Annotated in this window: 27 protein-coding genes; 3 read left to right on the forward strand and 24 right to left on the reverse strand. The window is 50.5% G+C overall.

The window, feature by feature from the left end:
- Positions 1-40 precede the first annotated feature (40 nt).
- From HV340_RS19595 to HV340_RS19675, 17 genes are all read right to left on the reverse strand, one after another.
- Positions 41-880 carry a hypothetical protein gene (locus tag HV340_RS19595; protein ID WP_181216189.1) on the reverse strand — a complete coding sequence of 280 codons (840 nt, stop codon included), beginning with the start codon at positions 878-880 and terminating at the stop codon, positions 41-43.
- A gap of 10 nt (positions 881-890) precedes the next feature.
- Positions 891-1,535, reverse strand: coding sequence for a helix-turn-helix domain-containing protein (locus HV340_RS19600; protein ID WP_032707276.1), 645 nt, complete (start codon positions 1,533-1,535; stop codon positions 891-893).
- 17 nt (positions 1,536-1,552) lie between these two features.
- Positions 1,553-2,359, reverse strand: coding sequence for a TIGR04255 family protein (locus tag HV340_RS19605; protein WP_032707279.1), 807 nt, complete (start codon positions 2,357-2,359; stop codon positions 1,553-1,555).
- A gap of 291 nt (positions 2,360-2,650) precedes the next feature.
- A complete protein-coding gene (locus tag HV340_RS19610) occupies positions 2,651-2,911 on the reverse strand; it encodes a hypothetical protein (RefSeq protein WP_181216190.1) in 261 nt (86 codons plus the stop codon).
- Positions 2,912-2,984: 73 nt separating this feature from the next.
- Complete coding sequence (locus HV340_RS19615) at positions 2,985-3,218, reverse strand: DinI family protein (protein WP_017382383.1); 234 nt, start codon at positions 3,216-3,218, stop codon at positions 2,985-2,987.
- A gap of 10 nt (positions 3,219-3,228) precedes the next feature.
- Positions 3,229-3,417, reverse strand: a complete 189-nt coding sequence (locus tag HV340_RS19620) for a hypothetical protein (protein WP_014884914.1) — start codon at positions 3,415-3,417, stop codon at positions 3,229-3,231.
- Positions 3,418-3,576: 159 nt separating this feature from the next.
- Positions 3,577-4,272: a DNA adenine methylase gene (locus tag HV340_RS19625; RefSeq protein WP_171857803.1), complete on the reverse strand. Its 696-nt coding sequence runs from the start codon at positions 4,270-4,272 to the stop codon at positions 3,577-3,579.
- Between the two features lie 151 nt (positions 4,273-4,423).
- Positions 4,424-6,727, reverse strand: a complete 2,304-nt coding sequence (locus HV340_RS19630; RefSeq protein ID WP_181216191.1) for a replication endonuclease — start codon at positions 6,725-6,727, stop codon at positions 4,424-4,426.
- A 42-nt stretch (positions 6,728-6,769) separates the two neighbouring features.
- Complete coding sequence (locus HV340_RS19635; RefSeq protein WP_063933729.1) at positions 6,770-7,627, reverse strand: DNA adenine methylase; 858 nt, start codon at positions 7,625-7,627, stop codon at positions 6,770-6,772.
- Positions 7,624-7,851, reverse strand: a complete 228-nt coding sequence (locus HV340_RS19640; protein WP_058673041.1) for a TraR/DksA family transcriptional regulator — start codon at positions 7,849-7,851, stop codon at positions 7,624-7,626. The genes HV340_RS19635 and HV340_RS19640 overlap by 4 nt, the downstream gene beginning before the upstream one ends.
- Complete coding sequence (locus HV340_RS19645) at positions 7,851-8,084, reverse strand: DUF2732 family protein (RefSeq protein WP_062856344.1); 234 nt, start codon at positions 8,082-8,084, stop codon at positions 7,851-7,853. The genes HV340_RS19640 and HV340_RS19645 overlap by 1 nt, the downstream gene beginning before the upstream one ends.
- A 102-nt stretch (positions 8,085-8,186) precedes the next feature.
- On the reverse strand, positions 8,187-8,336 hold the full coding sequence (locus HV340_RS19650) for a DUF3927 family protein (RefSeq protein ID WP_017382390.1): 150 nt from the start codon (positions 8,334-8,336) through the stop codon (positions 8,187-8,189).
- The gene (locus tag HV340_RS19655) at positions 8,336-8,761 is read right to left on the reverse strand and encodes a tellurite resistance TerB family protein (RefSeq protein ID WP_023307010.1); all 426 of its coding nucleotides are present in this window, start codon (positions 8,759-8,761) and stop codon (positions 8,336-8,338) included. The genes HV340_RS19650 and HV340_RS19655 overlap by 1 nt, the downstream gene beginning before the upstream one ends.
- 69 nt (positions 8,762-8,830) lie before the next feature.
- Complete coding sequence (locus HV340_RS19660; protein WP_017382392.1) at positions 8,831-9,031, reverse strand: hypothetical protein; 201 nt, start codon at positions 9,029-9,031, stop codon at positions 8,831-8,833.
- Complete coding sequence (locus HV340_RS19665) at positions 9,021-9,245, reverse strand: phage filamentation protein Fil family protein (RefSeq protein WP_017441498.1); 225 nt, start codon at positions 9,243-9,245, stop codon at positions 9,021-9,023. The genes HV340_RS19660 and HV340_RS19665 overlap by 11 nt, the downstream gene beginning before the upstream one ends.
- 7 nt (positions 9,246-9,252) lie before the next feature.
- Positions 9,253-9,762, reverse strand: coding sequence for a phage regulatory CII family protein (locus tag HV340_RS19670; RefSeq protein WP_062856345.1), 510 nt, complete (start codon positions 9,760-9,762; stop codon positions 9,253-9,255).
- Between the two features lie 34 nt (positions 9,763-9,796).
- Complete coding sequence (locus tag HV340_RS19675) at positions 9,797-10,033, reverse strand: hypothetical protein (RefSeq protein ID WP_063147870.1); 237 nt, start codon at positions 10,031-10,033, stop codon at positions 9,797-9,799.
- Between the two features lie 100 nt (positions 10,034-10,133).
- Here HV340_RS19675 and HV340_RS19680 point away from each other — a divergent pair, with 100 nt between their 5' ends.
- The 3 genes from HV340_RS19680 to HV340_RS19690 are packed head-to-tail and all read left to right on the forward strand — an operon-like array spanning position 10,134 to position 12,388.
- A complete protein-coding gene (locus HV340_RS19680; RefSeq protein ID WP_180244708.1) occupies positions 10,134-10,757 on the forward strand; it encodes a phage repressor protein CI in 624 nt (207 codons plus the stop codon).
- 3 nt (positions 10,758-10,760) lie between these two features.
- Positions 10,761-11,300 (forward strand): hypothetical protein, encoded by a 540-nt coding sequence (locus HV340_RS19685; protein WP_063160409.1) that lies wholly within the window; start codon positions 10,761-10,763, stop codon positions 11,298-11,300.
- Between the two features lie 2 nt (positions 11,301-11,302).
- A complete protein-coding gene (locus HV340_RS19690; RefSeq protein ID WP_063160408.1) occupies positions 11,303-12,388 on the forward strand; it encodes a tyrosine-type recombinase/integrase in 1,086 nt (361 codons plus the stop codon).
- A gap of 167 nt (positions 12,389-12,555) precedes the next feature.
- Here HV340_RS19690 and HV340_RS19695 read toward each other — a convergent pair whose 3' ends face one another.
- From HV340_RS19695 to HV340_RS19725, 7 genes are all read right to left on the reverse strand, one after another.
- Positions 12,556-12,756, reverse strand: a complete 201-nt coding sequence (locus tag HV340_RS19695; RefSeq protein WP_025202983.1) for an ogr/Delta-like zinc finger family protein — start codon at positions 12,754-12,756, stop codon at positions 12,556-12,558.
- 67 nt (positions 12,757-12,823) lie between these two features.
- The gene (locus tag HV340_RS19700; protein WP_059306379.1) at positions 12,824-13,978 is read right to left on the reverse strand and encodes a phage late control D family protein; all 1,155 of its coding nucleotides are present in this window, start codon (positions 13,976-13,978) and stop codon (positions 12,824-12,826) included.
- Positions 13,975-14,439 (reverse strand): phage tail protein, encoded by a 465-nt coding sequence (locus tag HV340_RS19705; RefSeq protein WP_014171677.1) that lies wholly within the window; start codon positions 14,437-14,439, stop codon positions 13,975-13,977. Before HV340_RS19705 ends, HV340_RS19700 begins: the two co-directional genes overlap by 4 nt.
- 11 nt (positions 14,440-14,450) lie before the next feature.
- A complete protein-coding gene (locus tag HV340_RS19710) occupies positions 14,451-16,898 on the reverse strand; it encodes a phage tail tape measure protein (RefSeq protein ID WP_059306378.1) in 2,448 nt (815 codons plus the stop codon).
- Positions 16,891-17,010: a GpE family phage tail protein gene (locus tag HV340_RS19715; RefSeq protein WP_014171679.1), complete on the reverse strand. Its 120-nt coding sequence runs from the start codon at positions 17,008-17,010 to the stop codon at positions 16,891-16,893. The genes HV340_RS19710 and HV340_RS19715 overlap by 8 nt, the downstream gene beginning before the upstream one ends.
- Positions 17,011-17,042: 32 nt before the next feature.
- Positions 17,043-17,351, reverse strand: a complete 309-nt coding sequence (locus HV340_RS19720) for a phage tail assembly protein (RefSeq protein WP_014171680.1) — start codon at positions 17,349-17,351, stop codon at positions 17,043-17,045.
- A gap of 56 nt (positions 17,352-17,407) precedes the next feature.
- Positions 17,408-17,926 (reverse strand): phage major tail tube protein, encoded by a 519-nt coding sequence (locus HV340_RS19725; RefSeq protein ID WP_014171681.1) that lies wholly within the window; start codon positions 17,924-17,926, stop codon positions 17,408-17,410.

Here is a 17,926-nt window from a genome sequence, read left to right on the forward strand (position 1 = left end):
AATGGGCGTTTTAACTCAACGCCCAGCTATCTTATCTCTTTCAAATTGAAGGGTTAAGATAATCCCCAATCTCATCGCCCATTAAGCTTATATATTCTACGCGCCACTGATCCATTCTTCGTAAAGCATACAGGGTGAATTCGGTATCGGGCACAGGATTGCATGACATTAAAGCGATTAGTTCGCTTTCAGATGGGTCACCATGATAAGTAGTAAACAGAGTGTTTACATGCTCTACAGCCTGCTCAGCCTCTAGCCTTGCGTCAGGGCCACCGTCAATCGCGTCATAAACCAAGTGGATATTTAATTCGTAAGGAATGCCCTCTTCCAGATCGACAAATCGATCTTCACCCAAATCGAAGAAGACACCTATCAAAAAATTAGAATGCTGACTGATTATCTTCGCCAGCTCTTTCTCAAATCTAAATTTTTTGGTATCAAAAGCTCGTAGCCTACTTTCAAAGACATCTGGGAATGCAGGTCGCCCATATCGAGCTGCAAGCCATTGTTTTAAACCCTGTTTTTCTTCTGGCGATATGGAATAAGAAGGATCACATTCTGAACATGTGAATCTTTCTTTATCTATACGAAGCTTATGATCATGCTTCAATTCGATAGCATTTAAGTTAGCATCCGAAGCATTTTCAAAATGTAAATGCAAAATTCTTGGATGTTTGGCTCGGGTAAAGTTGCTGGCCCCTTTTAATAAAGGGCCAGCTATAAGCTCGATTTTGGGTTCAGAAGCACTCTGTAGATCACAGTCATGACTGATTACGACAACTTTAACGCCTACATCCCCTTCGGCAATTAATCCGAGGGAAACCGCATCTTCATGTCTAAGAATTTGGCCTTGGCGCCAAGTTGTACCAGAGTCAATCATAAACTACTTTTTACTCCCTTACTCCTGAGCCTGGGATAGAAACTGATGACATCCAACCATCTGTAGGTGAAGCTTTACTACCTGTCAGATTTGCTTTAACACCAGCGCCTTTAAGATTACGAGCTTCTTCAATCAAAGTATTTACTGATTGTTGCCAATTATCGCCTCTCTTAATCAAATCAATGATAGAGAAACCGTCAAAAGCTTTCATCTTAGCCATCAGTTTCGCATTTAAGATGCCTGCTTCATTAAAACGATCTGACAATCGGCTCAACTCAATGATATAGCTAGCCTTTTCCATATCATCAGGCTGACTTTCACCTGATAACCATTTGTAGAGTGCCTGCCTAGTAATACCTAAATCTTTTGCAAGTTCCGACATAGAGGGAGCAAGCGTGTTTCTGACGTTGTTCAAATGGTCAGATATCGTTCTGACGTCAACAATATCATTTTCAACATCACCGTCAGTTTCAGATCTTGACAACCCGAACTGAACCTTAGGTTGTACATAGCCACGCCACTGGTTAACATCTTTAACAGAAAAATTCGATCCTGTACTACTTAAGAATAAAGATGATGCAACTATAAACGCCGCACCAGCAAAAGGTGCAAAGCCGGGTGTCTCATAGTTACTACCAGTCATGGATTGACGCATATCACACCTCCTCGGCGTTATGCCCACTTGTCAATAGCATACTGAGATATCATTTTATTAAACGTACCTTTTACCACACTATGAAGAGAAGTGAATTGTTTCTCAATCAAATCAATAGCAGGTGGCAGGTTACCTTCCACATAATGATCAGTATCGATAATACCATGCCAAAGAACATGTTCAGTTCTAAAGCGCTGAATCATATCTACACCAATTGGAACCATGTCGGGTGGGAATCCTAGTTGACCATGCATTTTGTGCAAACGTGTAACTAGGAAACCATTTTCAATTACTGGTCCAACTTTGGTTTGGAAGACTAATTCGTTGACAGACTGAATTTGATTTAACTCTAAATCGATACCATGCAAGCCTTCGCAGAGGTATTGTTCAATAGTTTCACCATCTTCCGGCAATACAGCATCCAAGTATCTAAGGCCCAAACGAGTAACCAAAGCTGGCTTAGGATGTTCCAACACAACCGCCAAACCCTTCATTAACTCTTTGATAAACGGTTGGTGTGTATCGTATTCTGTTGTATGAAATGTGATGAAATCGTTTCCTAAAACAAACCCTGAGGTACGTTTCAAGTCCGACATATACCATTGCTGAACCATTTCAAATGCGGGTTGAGCCGGTTCAGTAGGAGTATTAAATTCAAACTTCAGCTGCGTAGACTCTCGGCTCTCGAAGAGAGGATAGCCTTGCAAACGTAACGCATCCTGTATGTCATCCACATACTTTTTCATCGCCTTTACAGGCGTAAACTTTATCTGCGCTAACACATAATATACGGGTGCATTGGACATACGAACATTGTCACTCATGTCGCCCTCCTAATCATATCTATTAATAACTATCAACTGTAGATAGTTTACATGTTGGTTGACACTTTAACCACTACTAAGTTCACTCGTAGCAATTTATGCCTAGCCATTTTTGTAAATCAGGGCATAAGCGCGCGCTCGTAGCCCCGCCACGCCTGCCCGCTTTACGTAATGGTTTTCATGCACCTGCCTGATATAAGCGAAAGCCCGCCAGAACTGGCGGGCCTAGGTATAAACGATCCTCAAACGATCATTCATTTTCATGCAGCATAGTCATGCACGACGGTGTAATCAGTCAAACAGCGAAAGATTAGCGTCAAATTCGTGACTTGTTGCCTCAACTTTCGAACATACAATAAGGTAATTGAGTCCGTCAGATAACGATACAGGGCGCTCCAGCTCAAACCAGAAACTATCTTCATAAGTCTTCCCTAACCAGTATCCACCGCCACACTCTTTTGGGCGCTGAAAGAAAACCCACTGACCGGGGATCATTATCTGCAGTGCTTCACCGCGATAAACAATCTGATAATTGCTGTCTTTAGAACCCATAGCTAACGCCTCGCATTGCTCGTTGTTCAACCTTGCGAGCGTCAGAACAACGTTCCGCCCCTCGCAACGTTACCTAATGCAGCCAACTGTCGTCCTCCCAGACCTGCTGCAAAATCTCCATTACACGCTTTTTATCTTCGTCCAGTTTTAAGCCGCTCAGCTCAAGGCCGTTAGCGCTTCCCTTGCGTATGCGGATTGCCGTTTTTGGATAGAGAGGGCGCAAATTACGGTAAAGCTCGGATTCAAGGGCTTCCAGTGTTGCCTGGCTTATTTTCTGCTCTTTATCGATCATTATTTCAATGCGCATAAAGCCCCCTTTAGTTGATAACGTCCATCGCCTGGCCGTAATCATGGTTACGAATTTTCGCCATCAGCTCGTCCGTCAATTCCGACACCCACTGGATCGCAAGGCGTTTCTCTTCTTCGCTGCACTCACTAGCCGCTACAAGCTTGATAAAGAAATCAATACGCTGGAGTTTCAACGACTCCAAAAGATAGTCCTGCATTTTCCCTCCTATCCTCACTACGGGATAAACCAGCCAGCATCCCCAGGAAGAGATGCTGACAACTGTATGCATATCCACTGTTTATATATACAGTATAGGAGGATTTTGAGGTTGTAAAATATTTTTTATCAATCAATCAGATGAGTCTGTTTGCTGAGGTTAATCATTAACTTCACTGAGCGCCGTCATTATTGCCAGTCGCTCAGCATGGGGCAGAGCTGCGAACTTTTCGCGCCAGCGCTTCGCCTTGCGTTTGATGCGCTCCCTGTCGTTGTAATCCTTACCCGCAAAAGTGTGCGAGTAGGCTCTCCCCTCCGGGTAATTCATCCAGATTTTCTCTGTGCGCACACCGCCGCGAGTCATGGCCTGAAATTCTTTCTGGCGCCAGCCCGTTAACAGTTCGTCATAAAGCGCGGACGGGTAGCCAGACAAAATCACACTGGCATTTTTTGGCAGGCTTTTAAGGCAGGCCAGCAGCCGCTCATGATCGGCAACGGTATATTCATTGCGATAACGCGCGGCACTGGTGCGCGTTTCATGCAGATAGGGAGGGTCAGCATAGACCAGCACGCGACCAGCAGAGGAAAAATCGAAGCCCCTTAAAAATCGCACAGCATCGGCAACTTCGATAAAAAGGTTATCGCCAACGGCATCAAGAAAATCAGCATTGCCCTGGCAGAACGCCTCAACCGTCAGGGGATCAATATCAATGCCCCAATTACGGCGGGCCGGTGGCTTACGCAACATGACAGCGCCACCGCCCAGGTGAGTCTCAATGTAGGTGTCATGCGGCGGCATTTCCGCAATAATCTTTTGAAAAACACCGCTTGCGGCCTTGCTTCCCAGATAGGTCATTTCTGTTTTCCTCAACTCCTGATTTCATTTTAATTCACCTGCAGCACAGTCAAAAATGACGTTACTCGATGAATGGCCAGCACTGTCATTTCTGACGGTGAAGCGCTCAATTCGGTACCACACAGTCAGACCTGACCATGTTGATCACGGGCTATTTCCGCCCTGAAAACGCACGTTTCATTCGGCTCAGAAGGTCACCCGCCTGATGTTTAATCTCCACAATCTGGGACGGCAGACGTTGAACACCTGCCGCAGTACGGTTTCGGACAGTAAGGCGCCCTTCTTCAACTGTTAACACCTGATCGCCAAAGGCAACCACCGCGCCAGAAATCAACGAACGGACCATTCCGGCACTGGCATCAACACCACGCAGAGCCAGCAGCTCACTAATTTGCTTTTCCTGCTCCGTCATAGCGCTGACTTTTGGCCTCACTTTTACGCGCTTGTTAGTTACCCTTGCCGCGTCGCTCAGCCGCTGCGCTATCACCCGTTTTTCTTTCCGGGATAAAGAGCCAATATCCGCCCAGCTGGCACAGTCATTCATGACCGTGCCGCCAGGATCGGCGCATTTTTCAACCTCCCGCGGCTCCCGCGTACAGTTATTGACAGAACTCCGAGGGGCGGCGGGGCCGCCTGAAAAATCAAGGTCAAAACCTGAAACGCCGTCGGCCTGACGTTTCGGCACAATTTTGTATTTGGTAGTGCGCGTATGAATCAGCGATTCCGGCCCACGGATCGGGGAGTAAACGCCGGAAATTTTGGAGACGTCATCCCCGTAAAGGTTGCCGTTTTCGGTGACTTCATAGCTGAGGCGCACGCGCAGGAGATCACGGGGAACCAGCGGGCCACCCTGTGCACTCACGTACAAATCCCAAGCACTGCTGTCGGCGGCCTGACGCACTGGCTCAATTTCGGGGTGCAGGACCAGCTCACGATCACCGAGGCGACGTAATTCACGCCACACAGTTACCGGTGCGCCGCCTATTTGCTGGAACTGACGGATCGCCCAGCGAGACGCCCAGGCACTTACGCGGCGGGCCATTTCTTTCAGAGGCTTGCCGGTTTCATCATCCAGATCGTCATCAAGCTGATAGCCATCAATATTTTTTGAAATGTATTTGGCGATATAGCCCGTTGCGCTGCCCTTCTCTTTCTCGATGGGTTTCATTTCGAAACGGTTTTCAGCGGCGCCAGGCTCATTCCCATCCTCACGCATGGCGTGCTTGCGAAAGATTGCTGTTGCCGGTTCGATATGCTCCGGGCGCATGAAAAGCAGGAGGTGCCAGTGCGGGGTTTCGTCGTGGTGAGGCTCAACAACGCGAAAGCCAAACACGCGAATACCATTGCGCAGCCAGGCCGCACGCGTGCGCGCCCATACTTTGCAAAGATATTTCTGCGTTTCACGCGGTGACGCGCCGCTGTATTTGTTGTTCCGGCGCCCGTCGTACTGCATTGAGTGATATTTGGATGGAGCGGTAAGCGTGAAGAACGCCCCGGCCAGCCCGGCCTCATTCGCTAAATCTTCAAACCCACGCATGCGCGCCATCAGCTCACGACGACGGTTAGCTGGGTTGGCAACGCTGCCGGCCACTTTATCAATCAGCGATACACGTTCTCCGGTGTCCTCATCTTCCAGCTCCATCGCTTTCAGAAATTCGCGGTTGGCTTTCTTTTGAGCCGTCCACTCATGCAGGCATGGATCACTGCAGTACGGTGCAGATTTCTTGTGTACGTATCCAGCCGCAACCATCAGATGTTCACGCCAGCGAGCGTGCATACGACGCAGACGATTAAGCCACCACTGCGGAGATTGCAGGCGGGCCACTGCTTTCAGTGCGTCTTCCGCCTCCAGCTCTTCTTTGCAGTAGGCCGTCCAGCACGGGACCGGTGTTTTGAGGTGATTGGCAAGAAACCCCATGCGGCCATAACCTGACAGGGTGGCGAAATGGGGATCGGACGTGCGGGCCATCTGGAAATCAAACTCGCGGTTAAACTCGCTACCCAACAGATCAGCAAGGTTATGCGCCAGCCGTTTCAGCTCTTTTTTTCCAGCCCAAAGCAGGCGCCAGAATTGTTCACGCAGAGGCAACAAAGCCGCAGGCATCACCCCCTGCGGCAGATATTGCTCATTGACCTGATCTATGCGACTCAGAACGAATCGTTCAAAGGTATTGATAAGCCAGGCATCAGCCGCTTGTTTGCCTTTACGGTCTACCTGTTCAAGTTTTTGAGCATACATACGACGGACAAAATGAGGCAGCGAAGCCAGGCGACGACGAACCGCCCGGCCCCGGTCTGGTGCTTCATCCGTTTCTGCCAGTTCGGCAATCGACAAACGCTTGCGATTGCCGTCCGGCGTCAGATACATGATCCCCGGCGCCACATCGGCTTGCTTAAAACCACCGATTGCAGGGCGCGGGGCATTCCATGCGTAGGGGAAAACGGTGTCAGACATTCTGACACCCTATAATGTAAGCACGAATAAACGCCGTTGCCCTCACGCCTGCACCTCATACTTCACGCTGCAGTCAGGTCCGGTTGCAGGATCAAATCCAAGCCAGTGACACGATTTTGAGGTAGCAATGATTTCCACGGCAGACTTACCGTCACCAGCCGCAACGCCCATACTGCGGTTTGCGGTAAGGCGGTGATGGGTGAAATTCCGATAAAGGGAGCGAGTAAGTGAGGTGTCACTGTTTGAAACTATGACCGGATGGCCTTCTGACGCGCGGCGCTCAAGAATAGACGCCAGGCGATACTGATCGTCCACTGTAAAACCGGCAGTGTGGTAATTACTAAAAGTCCCGTCATAAGGAGGGTCGCAATAAATCACATCGCCCGTCTGCAACAAAGACAACGTTTCTTCGTAGTTAGCGCAAACAAATGTGGCTCGCTTCGCTTTCTCAGCAAATGCGCGGATTTCACTCTCAGGAAAATACGGCTTTTTATAATTACCGAAAGGGACGTTGAATACACCGCTTAGGTTGTAGCGGCATAACCCACGATAACAATGGCGGTTTAGATAAAGAAAATATACAGCACGGTGCAGTCGGTCTAATTGCGGATCGTGGTTAAACGCTTCACGCACACGATAATAATTTTCAGCGACAATAAAACTTTCAAAAACCGCCTTAGCAAGATTAATAAAGTTTTCTGTATCTTCTGCAATAGAACGATACAGATTAATTAAATCTGGATTGATATCTGCGACAAGATAATGAGGATAGTCTGTTGCCATCATCACTGCGCAGGAACCCGCGAAAGGTTCAACCAGACGCGGGCCAGCGGGAAGGTGTTTTTTCAGTTCTGCCATAATGGCGGTTTTGTTTCCCGCCCATTTCAGAATAGTGCTCATACAACGCCTCCGTTGTAGTGCTTGCATTTAAGCTCAATGATTTCCTGACAGGTAACGCAACACTGCACACCGGGAATAGCGCGGCGGCGAGCTGGCGGGATCGGAGCATCACACTCCGCACAGAGAACACGGGAAACGCCCGGCACTCTGGCACGGGCATTGTTGATATGGCGCTCACGGTCTTCCTGTTCGCGCAGCTGGGCGAGGTCCATCGAATCAGCCATTAGTGCAGCTCCTGCGCTTCGTTCTGGATGCGTACCGCTTCAACGCGAAGCAATTCGGCCGCCTCGACATAGCTCAACTGACGGGAAACGATAAGCGCGGCCAGACTATCCAGACGTGCCGCCATTGCATCAGCGCGGCAACGGCGCTCATCCAGGCGCGTTTCATTTAACAAAACGAAAAGGCCAGCATCGTCTGGACCAATTTTTGTTGAGCGGGTTTTCAAATTTTTCATATTCATTTCCTCAGAATTCAGGCAAAAAAATGCCCGGCGGGTTTACGCCAAAAAAACGGGTTATTTGCTCGGATATAGCCCGCGCAACGCGGGCTGTAAGAATCAGGCTTTCTTAAACATTGGGAGCGCTACTGCAATAATCCCCGCTACCAAAACACCATCAGCCAACATCGACATAAGACGGCCCGTGAAATCTACTGCAACAACCAGAAACAGCAGCACACAGATAATGAGACAACGCAGCTTTCCCATTACAGGTACTGGTCCAGTGGCAACTGGAGAGCCTGCGCAATTTTCTTAAGCTGCGCTTCTTCCTCGCTGCCGATACCGTCCTGGTCAGCAATATCAAGACACAGGCACAACACGTTCACCGCGTCGTCAGTTCCCGCAACATCCGCCAGTTCACGCAGAGCCTGAGCATTAGCGCTACGCGGTGATGCTTCATAACGGGCGCGGATATTACTGCTCATCTGCGCAATTTCACCGGCAAAAGGCGCAAAGGCTGGCAGAGCTGAAATTGTTTTTTCCAGCACGCCGATTTCTTTCGCATCACAGGTTCCGTCAGCGTACGCAATGGAATAGGCGCCCCAAACTGTGGCCTCTACCGCGTCGCGGTTTTCCATTTTTTTAACTTCTACAACGGCTTTACGAGCTTTCTTTTTAAAGATTCCAAACATTGTTATTTCCTCATTTTTAGTTGACTGTCTTCACAATGCCCACGTTATGAGCATTAGGCAGGCGTCAAATTAGATATAACCGGCAACCGGAACGGGCTTACTTTTAATTTGGTTGATAATTTCAGCCTGCAAACCTTCTTTAAATTCTTTGCAGCATTCCCATTCAGGATCGACACGCAAAACAGCACCGTCACGCGTTTTAATTTCAAAACCTTCCGCCATATTTGGGATGATCACGCCCAGAATAATTCTCAGCTCATTACGAGACATGTTTCACTCCTTTAATAATCAAACGAGCAATGCGAATAATTAAAAAAGCTGACGGCTTAGCCGCTTTTGTTTTCAGCCCGTTTAATAATTCGGACTGATCGCGGCATGGGTGCCAGCGCTTACCGTTATCTCCTGCAATCCAGCCGTGGCCGTAGTGCATTGCCGGACTTTGCTTTTTCAGGAGCGAGGCAAAAGAAGGTTCATTTTTCAGCATGACCACCTCACATAAACCCGAAAGTCGCACTGATACCTGTAACCGTATCAATAGTGCTAGCCATCGCTGGGTTAGCCTGCAGACGTGCCTGCATGGATATCGCAGCCAACGCCATAAGGCGGGTAACAGAATTGATGCTGCTGATCACATCGCGGCGCCCAGCTGTTGTCCCGACTTCACCCGACACAGCACCGGCAGCCACACGACCAATTTCAGCTGTCGCGCTCATGACGTAATGCGGGAGTTTTTCTTTTGCCACTTCGTTCGTAGGTACGCACGGCAGGCAATGAATTTGAGCTAGGAAACCATCAACCAGCGTGGAGTCCTCAGTGATATCCGTCAGCAGCCAGATTTCCGGCGGCGTGAGCTGATGGGGCTGCTCAGGGTTAAGCTTGTTGCGCAGCGTCTGGACCTTCATTCCTGTCTGGTCTGCAAGCTTCGCCATGTTGTGGCGCAGTGCGAAAACGCGGCAGGCTTCATCAAAGTGAGGATGTTTGGAAACGCGATAATCAAACATGTTGTAAGTCCTTTTTTATCCCAAAATGGAACTATCAGGCTTGCATTGTGACTTCGCAGCCCTGAGCCGCTTCCATCGTTAAAGCAAACATGTTTATTTCGATAAGGCTGTTAACTCCGGCCTTCTTCCTGATAGGAAGTCGGTTTTCACGGATCATTTGGCGGGCATAGCTTGGCTTGTAACCTGTACGGCGGCAGAACTCATCGAGCGTGATGAATGGCTCAGATATCACAAGGTTGATGCTTGGCCGCATTGAAAGTTGTCGACTCATGATGCACTATTCCTCAGTTTGAGCGCTGAACTCACTATTCAGCACTGTTTAACGCTATTCAATACTTCTTGAATCGAGATGTTAGGATCACAAAACCATTATGTCAACAAACAACTTCGCAAAACAGGATGATTTAAACCTGATTCGAGATTGCATCGCACAGAATCGCGGTGGGAAAGAGGTCATCGCCCGCATACTTGAGGCGTATGGATTTACCACTCGAATCACCCTCTGCAGGCAGCTCGGCGTGTCTCAAAGCACAATGGCTAACAGGTATGCGCGTGATACCTTCCCTGCGGATTGGGTAATCGTCTGTCATCTTGAAACGGGAGCTTCGTTAATCTGGCTTAGCACCGGTTCTGGAAGCAAATTTGTAGATAACAGAGATGACCGCTCCATCCATCTGAAACGCATCGACATCACAAATGGGAACTTAACAACCCAGAATGACGTGATAGTTGACGTTTCAACCATTCCTGAGGGATTGAAATCACCTTTCATTTTGACGTCTGACAAAATTAGCTATATGGCTGATAGCTATGACGGCGAGTTAGTAGATGGTTTCTGGTTTATCGAGATCGATGGCATTGCCAGTGTCCGTGAGGTGTACCGCTTTCCAGCTGGACGTGTACGTATAGAGAATGGAAAGGCATCTTTTGAATGTGCCGTAGCAGACGTTAAAGTATTGGGGAAAATCATCAGTAAAACAGAATTCATGGATTAATAGATGCTTTTAGCAATGGAAGTAATCCTAATGATTATCTGCGGCGTTATCGTAGGAATGAATTTGGGAAATAAAAAAAAGACAAACAGCACTTTAATTAATTGCATGATTGTTGCTGTATTTTTTATCGGCCTTTATTTTATATTCAGGTCTTTACATATCATTGCCGCTCATATTTTTACCGGGTTTGCTTTATTCGGAACTATGGGAATACTTTTTGATAACAAGACCAAACCTTCCAATGCAGCGCCTGAGCAGTCAGCGATAGACCAACCAATACAAATTCCTGCATCGTTGAATTCGTCTAACTATCAACTTATTTCTTTTAGTTACCTCAATGCCTGTAACGAAAAAAGCTTCAGAGAAGTCGATGTGAAAGAAGTAGATGAAGTGCATATTACTGGTTATTGCCATTTACGCAGACAGTTGCGCACATTTCGTATTGATAGGATTGAGGGTCAAGAAATTGTTCTCCGCGACTCTGGCGAAGTCATCAACGTATACGACTGGATTACGCTGCTTTATCCACTTCCAGAGGTGTAACGATGGCAGTAAGCAAATTAAGTAACGGTAAGTGGCAAGCGCAAGTCTTCCCAAACGGCCGCGAAGGGAAACGCATCCGGCGCCAGTTCGCCACAAAGGGGGAAGCCCTGGCGTTCGAGCGCCATGTTAAGGAACAAGCCCAGGACAAGCCGTGGCTGGGTGAAAAAACTGACAAACGCCGTGTTAGGGATTTGGTTACAGCCTGGTATAACGCCCATGGTGTGACGCTTGCTGATGGTGAAAAGCGCAAAGGTGCAATGGAGTTTGCCTGTCTCGCTATGGGTGATCCCCTTGCAACTGAGTTCAACGCTAAACTGTTCTCAACGTATAGAGAACAGCGGTTAAGCGGAAAAATAACCCGCTCTGATCGCGTTAAGGCCGTGACTCCTCGTACGGTAAACCTCGAACTGGCTTACTTTCGGGCTATGTTCAATGAACTGAAAAGACTTGATGACTGGACAGCGCCAAACCCTCTCGAAAACGTCAGAGAGTTTAAGATCGCAGAAGTCGAACTGGCCTGGCTGACGGTTGAGGAAGCGACGCGCTTGCTTGAAGAATGCGAGAAAAGCAAAGCTGGGGATTTAACCACAATTGTTAAAATCTGCCTTGCGACCGGCGCAAGATGGGGAGAGGCGGAAGGATTAACGGGTAAACAGATAAGCCCCGGCAAAATCACTTTTATCAAAACGAAAGGTAAAAAAAACCGCGCAGTTCCAATCAGTGATGAACTGTACGAGTTGCTACCCAAAAACCGAACCTCCAAACCACTCTTTACCGGATGTTATTCAGCATTCAGGAGCGCAATTAAGCGCGCGGGGATAGAGCTGCCAGACGGTCAGCTTTCACATGTTCTACGACATACTTTTGCAAGCCATTTCATGATGGGCGGCGGCAATATTCTGGTCTTACAACGCATCCTTGGACATACAGATATTAAAGTCACAATGCGTTATGCTCACTTTGCACCTGACCACCTTACAGAAGCGGTTCAACTCAACCCTTTAAACCTGATAGGTGGCAGCAAAATGGCAGCACAGCGCACCACTATGCAATACTTTTCGACAATATACGAAATTCTATGCGCTTGATTTCACAGTAAATAATTGTTTTTATTGAAATATAGTTCGGACTCATAATCGCTTGGTCGCTGGTTCAAGTCCAGCAGGGGCCACCAAATTTAGCTGTAGAATCAAATGATTAAGCCACTCGATTGAGTGGCTTTTTTATTGGTTTTTTTGAGCCGGTGGCGCAGTCGCTAACCGTGGGTCTGCGAAGCCGTTCGGACACGCTCAGCGGCGCCAGGTGTCGCAATCAGACGCTCCACGGACTCCATCGTCACGAACGTACAGCTGCAGTCCACATTGGTGCACTGGTGATAGCGCTCTTTGGTATTTTCACTTAAATAGCGACTGGTACGCGCATGCGCGGAATGCTTGCACTTAGGACAATGAAACATGTACCCCTCCACATAATTCACAATTTGTGAATTTATAATACCCAAAAAGAACTCAATAGCAAATACATTACTCATTTTCGATAGAAAATTTTTCATCGGCGACGTTCAGCTCAAGCTTAAGTTGCGTGGTAAATCCACTCTCGCTGAGAGTATGAACCACCTCGTTGATAATCCACGCCTGCTCGTCAATGACCCGTTTAAAGCCGTTGACCAGCACCGGCGTTTCGGGATACAGATCGGCGCGTCCCAGCGCCAGCTGGATAGAAAAATTCACGGTACCCCGCTGAAGCGCGCGCCACTTCGCCTCCGCAGCCCTGAGCGCCTGCTCTTCAGAGGCATAAACCGTGGTGAGCTCAAAAACGTTTTCCGCCGACCCCACCAGCCTCTCTTGCGGCTTCTCTGCCTTGCCTCCTGCTCCCGCTACCGGTGCAGCGGCATCCGGGTGCTGTAGTCCTTCTGTCGGCTGCCCCCCGGGTTGACGAGAAATACTCAATTGAGTATTTTGTTGTTTTGGGTCACGCGTTTGCAGCCATTTGGCCGTCACGCCGGAATAATTTTCACGGTCAGCGACGGAAAAAAGGTGCCGATCGCCATCCCCACGCTCAATCATCATTAAGGGAAGCGGTGTGCCACTGGCCGTCACGGCATGGCCCGCTTTCATAAAAATAACCTTCCCGGCTTTGATTGAAACAAATGCACCATTACGTTCGGCCAGGCGGGAGAGAAACGCCGCATCAGTCTCCTGTGACTGATCGATATGAGAAATGGCGATGGATGCAAGTCCCGCCCCGACGCTGGCGGTAAACTGGTTACGCTGAGCAATGGTGTTGACTATCGCGCCGATCGTCGTGTCATGCCACGACTGTTCGCGCCGCACGTTGAGCTTCCCACGAAAATCTGCGCTGCATCCCCGGATGGTCAGCGTGTCCGGCGTGCCCCGGAATTCAATCGCATCTATCGTAAACTCCCCTTTCGGCTGGAGCGGTGTTCCCTCCCATCCCAGCCATAAGGACAGTCTTGCCCCCCGGGCAGGCAGGTCTAACAACCCGTCGGAATCATCCAGTAGAATATCCAGCTGATCGGCTTCCAGCCCACGTTTGTCGGTCATGGTCAAACTGATAAGACGATGGCTGAAATTTTGCGTGATATCGCGCTCGTCAAGCTTAAGCATGAAATCAGGGGCGATTTTCCCACCCGCCCGGATATTCATTTCGGTGATCATCCCACCAGCCCTCCAATGCTATTACGTGCGCTTTCCACCAGCTCTGAGGCCTGCGTTCTCAGGTCGCCAAACGTCGTCATCAGCGATTCGTCCACGCGTTTCAGTACCAGGGTAAAATCAATTTTCCGGGCAGTGCCATCGCTGTAAAAATCCGAATGCGTATGCGTGACTTTCTCAATGATAAACATGCCGTGAATGATGCCGGTACCGTCTATCAACGGCCATGCCCGCCCTTCATTCGCCATCAGCTCAACCGCCTTGAGAGAAAGCCGCCCTCCCGTGAGCTCCGGGTAAAGTAATCCGGAAAGGTTAAAGGATGTCTCACCTTCGCCAAGGTACTGCCAGGCTTTGGGTTTCCCGATGCGTTCGTTGGATGCCCAGCGGTAGTCTTTTGTAAATACCATTGACTGATACGGTAAGGTTCGTCGTTCAAAGACAAACAGACCCAGCACCATTAACATTTTCTCTCTCCTTAACCATACATAAAGCTGGATTGCTGCCGTCTCGCTTTTTCCTGCTCACTGCTCTCTATAGCCTCCCGGATTTGACGAGTCAGATCCGTTCCGGAGGCTGCGCTTCCCTGCAGCGTGAAGTTGTATTCACTTTTACTCTGATCGATGTAAGAACGCCCTCCCGCTGCTGCCATCGGCTGGTATCCCATGAAGCCGCTGTAAACAGGTGACGCCGGGTCCCAGGCACTGCCGGCGTCAGCAGAGGAGGTGCCTTCTTTCGGTACAGCCGAGTCGATATTGCCCGACTCTTTTTTTATGACGCCGAGTTTCTCCAGCAGCCAGCTGGCCTTGCCGCGCAGGCTGTTAAAGAGATTTAGCGGCGCCATTAGCGCATCTCCCAGCGCCTGACCGAACGCCACGCCGACATTTTTGCAGCTGTCGAGCGTTTCCTGCGTCGCCTTAATCGGCGCAATCAGATCGATGAACCACTGCCAGATCCCGCCCAGTTTTTCTGAAATGAAACCAAAGGCCTGTAACAGCGGAGAGAACAGCTCGCCCAGCGGCGCGAAGGCCGCAGAAAGCCCCTCAATCACCCCGCCAAAGAAGGCGCTAATGGGCTCCCAGTATTTAAGAATCAGTAAAGCGCCGGCGGCAATTGCCGCTCCGAGAGCAATAACGGGCCAGCTCAGGGCGCCCAGCACCGTCATGATGCTCCCCCCCACTACGCTGAATACCGTGCCCAGCATCCCGGCAGCGGTTATCACCAGATTCAGGCCTGACACAATGGGGGCGACCACCATACCTAGCGTGCCCAGGACACCGGCAAAGGCTTGTGCGCCCATAACCACGCTGACCAGGGCTTGCGTCAGTGCCGGGTTAGCGTTGATCCAGAGAGAGAGCGTACTAAGCCATCCGGTCGCGGTTGAGATCAGCGTGCGCAGGGCACCATCGGCCTTATCAAAGACATCAATCTTCAGGCCGTTTAATGCAGCCTGGAACTTGCTGATATCACCCTCGAGGTTATCGCCCTGAACCGAGGCTGTCAGCGCGGTGCTCCCCCTCGCGCCCTGGAGTGTCTGGCGCTTGTTATCCAGCGTTCCATTCCCAGCCGCTGAAACCAGTACGCCTGCGCCTTGCATCGCATCCGCACCGAAAATGGCCTTCAGGTATTCCGTTTGTTGAGCCGCACCGATTTTGCTGTTTTCGAATGAGGCAGAGATCGCCTTGAGGATATTCTCTGTCGGCAGTGGATTACCCTCGCCATCCCGGGTTTGCACCTTCAGTTCATTCAGCGCTGCAGAACGCTGCCCATCCGGCGTCTGCAGGCGGCTCAACATGGCGCTAACCTCTGCGCCGGCATCGGCACCTTTCATCCCCTTTTCCATCAGAATACCAAGCAGCGCGGTGGTCTCCTCAAGGCTGGCGCCGGCTTCTCCGGCGGCAGGTGCGGCGGATGCAACGGCGGTACTCAGTTCGGTGAGACTGGTATTGGACGCAGTGAAACCGCGGGTAAGGACATCTGCAACGCGTTCAACATCCGTATTCGCCAGGTTAAACGAGGCCTGCGTGCTGCGAATGATGTCGACCGCTTTTGCGGCATCAATATTCCCTGCGAGGCTGAGGTTAACCGTCGGCACAGTGGCGGCCACCACCCCGTCGGCGTCATAGCCTGATCGGGCCAGCTCGCCCTGCGCCCGGGTGACCACATCTGTAGAGGTTCCTGTACTGACGCTGACATCCCGTGCCTGCTGACGAATGGCCTCCAGCCTGGTATCCCCCTTCTGCAGACCCAGGCTTGCCTGTATGGCAGACATCTGCTTTTCAAAACGGATGCCTGGGGCAATAAAGCGGGACGTCTGATTAAAGCCCGCCTTTGCCATTCCTGCGCTCGCATTAGCAAACTGCTGCACACCCGCGGCAACACGTTTGCCAGACTCGTAGCGGTTCTGGACGGTATTAAGCCGCTCCTGTTGCAGATTGACCCTGGCAAGCGCCTCTTTATGTCGATTTAGTTGTAGCGTTTTTTCGCTGATACCCTGTCTTAAACGACGCTCATCTGACGACAGCGTGCGCGTATTAATCCCTGCCTGCGCCAGCTCACCGCGCTGGCGCTGCACCGACTGGCGTAAATTGTTGTACTCAAGCTTAAGCGCGGCGGCAGATTGGCGGGCTGCCGCCAGCGCATCCGCCTGGTCACGGGTTGGGTTCTGGGTGTTTTTGAGCTGGAGCGCCAGCTCCGCGGTCTGCTGTTTCGCCCGGGCAAGAGACTGCCCCGTCACGGCGAGTTGTTCGTTGGCTTTTCTGAAGCCGTTAATGCGGCCCGCCTGTTCATCAAGCGCGCGCAACGCCGCCTCAGAATCGCGGATACTGGCCGCGAGAGAGAGACTGGCGTTCTGGATAGCGTTAAGCGGTCGGCTTGCCCGGTCGACTGCCTTAAGCAACTCCTGAAGTCTGACATTATTACTCATGGTAGTTTCCGCTTCGCTGCAGCGCCTTTTCGCGCCATATAAGGAGTTCGGTCATGCTCAGCGAGTACAGCTCTGACGGCGGCCAGTGAAAGATCACCGCGATATCCGCCATCAGATCATCGACCGACAGGTTTTCGGGAAATTTTAGCGAGCCGAAGCCGGTGACAAAAAACCGATCACCTTGCCCGCAAAAGAGAGCAGATCGGAAGCATCCAGACGCGCAATCTCATGCTCAGTCAGGGCCGGCGAGGTCATTCGCGGCAGCACTTTAATCAGCGCATCGACGTCAGATTGTGCCAGCGACGCCAGCGATACCCCACGCAGGGTCCCCGCGTTAGGTTTTGCGACGGTCACCTTTTCGATTTTTTGCTCGCCGCGCAGAACGGGGGTGTCGAGCGTAATGGTGTTCGGGTTTTCGCTTTCGTTAATGACGGTCTCGTTGATATTTTCCATTTCGTTACTCTTCAGAAAGTTAACTTACCGGCCGGCAGTCCCGGCCGGTTAAAGGTTTACAGGCCAATCGCCTTACGGTGTTCCGCCAGACGATCGACGCCGTCGACTTTCAGCACCATGTTGATGATGTCAATTTCGATGATCTCTTTGCCATCGATGGTCAGCTGGTAGTAAGCGCACTCGGTGGACATCTTGGTGGTGCCGCTCTCGCCCTGCTTGTTTTCACCACCATCAAACTCTTTATGACGGCCTCGCATGACGATTTCGACGGCGGAGATTTCGCCCGTGTCGTCACGCTGGAAGGAGCCGGTAAAACGCAGGGGCACGCTGTCCGCGCCTGGAGAGGCATACTGTGCCCACAGCGCGACGTCCGGCAGACCGCCAATGGTCCACTCAAGCGCCAGGGCATCATCGTCCAGGCCGAGGTCGACAGAGACCGAGCCCGGCATACCGCCGCCGCGATACTTCTCCAGTTTGCGGGTGAGCTTCGGTAAGGTGACAGACTCAACAACGCCCATATAGCTCAGGCCATCGTTGAACATGTTCAGATATTTAAGTTTGCGTGGTAACGCCAT

Source organism: Enterobacter sp. RHBSTW-00975, assembly GCF_013615235.1.
GTDB classification, from domain to species: Bacteria; Pseudomonadota; Gammaproteobacteria; order Enterobacterales; family Enterobacteriaceae; genus Enterobacter; species Enterobacter ludwigii.

Bases quoted from the DNA above. Each gene is read 5' to 3' on its own strand.
- HV340_RS19595 (WP_181216189.1), bottom strand. From the start codon at position 880: ATGATTGACTCTGGTACAACTTGGCGCCAAGGCCAAATTCTTAGACAT.
- HV340_RS19600 (WP_032707276.1), bottom strand. From the start codon at position 1,535: ATGCGTCAATCCATGACTGGTAGTAACTATGAGACACCCGGCTTTGCA.
- HV340_RS19605 (WP_032707279.1), bottom strand. From the start codon at position 2,359: ATGAGTGACAATGTTCGTATGTCCAATGCACCCGTATATTATGTGTTA.
- HV340_RS19610 (WP_181216190.1), bottom strand. From the start codon at position 2,911: ATGGGTTCTAAAGACAGCAATTATCAGATTGTTTATCGCGGTGAAGCA.
- HV340_RS19615 (WP_017382383.1), bottom strand. From the start codon at position 3,218: ATGCGCATTGAAATAATGATCGATAAAGAGCAGAAAATAAGCCAGGCA.
- HV340_RS19620 (WP_014884914.1), bottom strand. From the start codon at position 3,417: ATGCAGGACTATCTTTTGGAGTCGTTGAAACTCCAGCGTATTGATTTC.
- HV340_RS19625 (WP_171857803.1), bottom strand. From the start codon at position 4,272: ATGACCTATCTGGGAAGCAAGGCCGCAAGCGGTGTTTTTCAAAAGATT.
- HV340_RS19630 (WP_181216191.1), bottom strand. From the start codon at position 6,727: ATGTCTGACACCGTTTTCCCCTACGCATGGAATGCCCCGCGCCCTGCA.
- HV340_RS19635 (WP_063933729.1), bottom strand. From the start codon at position 7,627: ATGAGCACTATTCTGAAATGGGCGGGAAACAAAACCGCCATTATGGCA.
- HV340_RS19640 (WP_058673041.1), bottom strand. From the start codon at position 7,851: ATGGCTGATTCGATGGACCTCGCCCAGCTGCGCGAACAGGAAGACCGT.
- HV340_RS19645 (WP_062856344.1), bottom strand. From the start codon at position 8,084: ATGAAAAATTTGAAAACCCGCTCAACAAAAATTGGTCCAGACGATGCT.
- HV340_RS19650 (WP_017382390.1), bottom strand. From the start codon at position 8,336: ATGGGAAAGCTGCGTTGTCTCATTATCTGTGTGCTGCTGTTTCTGGTT.
- HV340_RS19655 (WP_023307010.1), bottom strand. From the start codon at position 8,761: ATGTTTGGAATCTTTAAAAAGAAAGCTCGTAAAGCCGTTGTAGAAGTT.
- HV340_RS19660 (WP_017382392.1), bottom strand. From the start codon at position 9,031: ATGTCTCGTAATGAGCTGAGAATTATTCTGGGCGTGATCATCCCAAAT.
- HV340_RS19665 (WP_017441498.1), bottom strand. From the start codon at position 9,245: ATGCTGAAAAATGAACCTTCTTTTGCCTCGCTCCTGAAAAAGCAAAGT.
- HV340_RS19670 (WP_062856345.1), bottom strand. From the start codon at position 9,762: ATGTTTGATTATCGCGTTTCCAAACATCCTCACTTTGATGAAGCCTGC.
- HV340_RS19675 (WP_063147870.1), bottom strand. From the start codon at position 10,033: ATGAGTCGACAACTTTCAATGCGGCCAAGCATCAACCTTGTGATATCT.
- HV340_RS19680 (WP_180244708.1), top strand. From the start codon at position 10,134: ATGTCAACAAACAACTTCGCAAAACAGGATGATTTAAACCTGATTCGA.
- HV340_RS19685 (WP_063160409.1), top strand. From the start codon at position 10,761: ATGCTTTTAGCAATGGAAGTAATCCTAATGATTATCTGCGGCGTTATC.
- HV340_RS19690 (WP_063160408.1), top strand. From the start codon at position 11,303: ATGGCAGTAAGCAAATTAAGTAACGGTAAGTGGCAAGCGCAAGTCTTC.
- HV340_RS19695 (WP_025202983.1), bottom strand. From the start codon at position 12,756: ATGTTTCATTGTCCTAAGTGCAAGCATTCCGCGCATGCGCGTACCAGT.
- HV340_RS19700 (WP_059306379.1), bottom strand. From the start codon at position 13,978: ATGATCACCGAAATGAATATCCGGGCGGGTGGGAAAATCGCCCCTGAT.
- HV340_RS19705 (WP_014171677.1), bottom strand. From the start codon at position 14,439: ATGTTAATGGTGCTGGGTCTGTTTGTCTTTGAACGACGAACCTTACCG.
- HV340_RS19710 (WP_059306378.1), bottom strand. From the start codon at position 16,898: ATGAGTAATAATGTCAGACTTCAGGAGTTGCTTAAGGCAGTCGACCGG.
- HV340_RS19715 (WP_014171679.1), bottom strand. From the start codon at position 17,010: ATGGCGGATATCGCGGTGATCTTTCACTGGCCGCCGTCAGAGCTGTAC.
- HV340_RS19720 (WP_014171680.1), bottom strand. From the start codon at position 17,351: ATGGAAAATATCAACGAGACCGTCATTAACGAAAGCGAAAACCCGAAC.
- HV340_RS19725 (WP_014171681.1), bottom strand. From the start codon at position 17,926: ATGGCGTTACCACGCAAACTTAAATATCTGAACATGTTCAACGATGGC.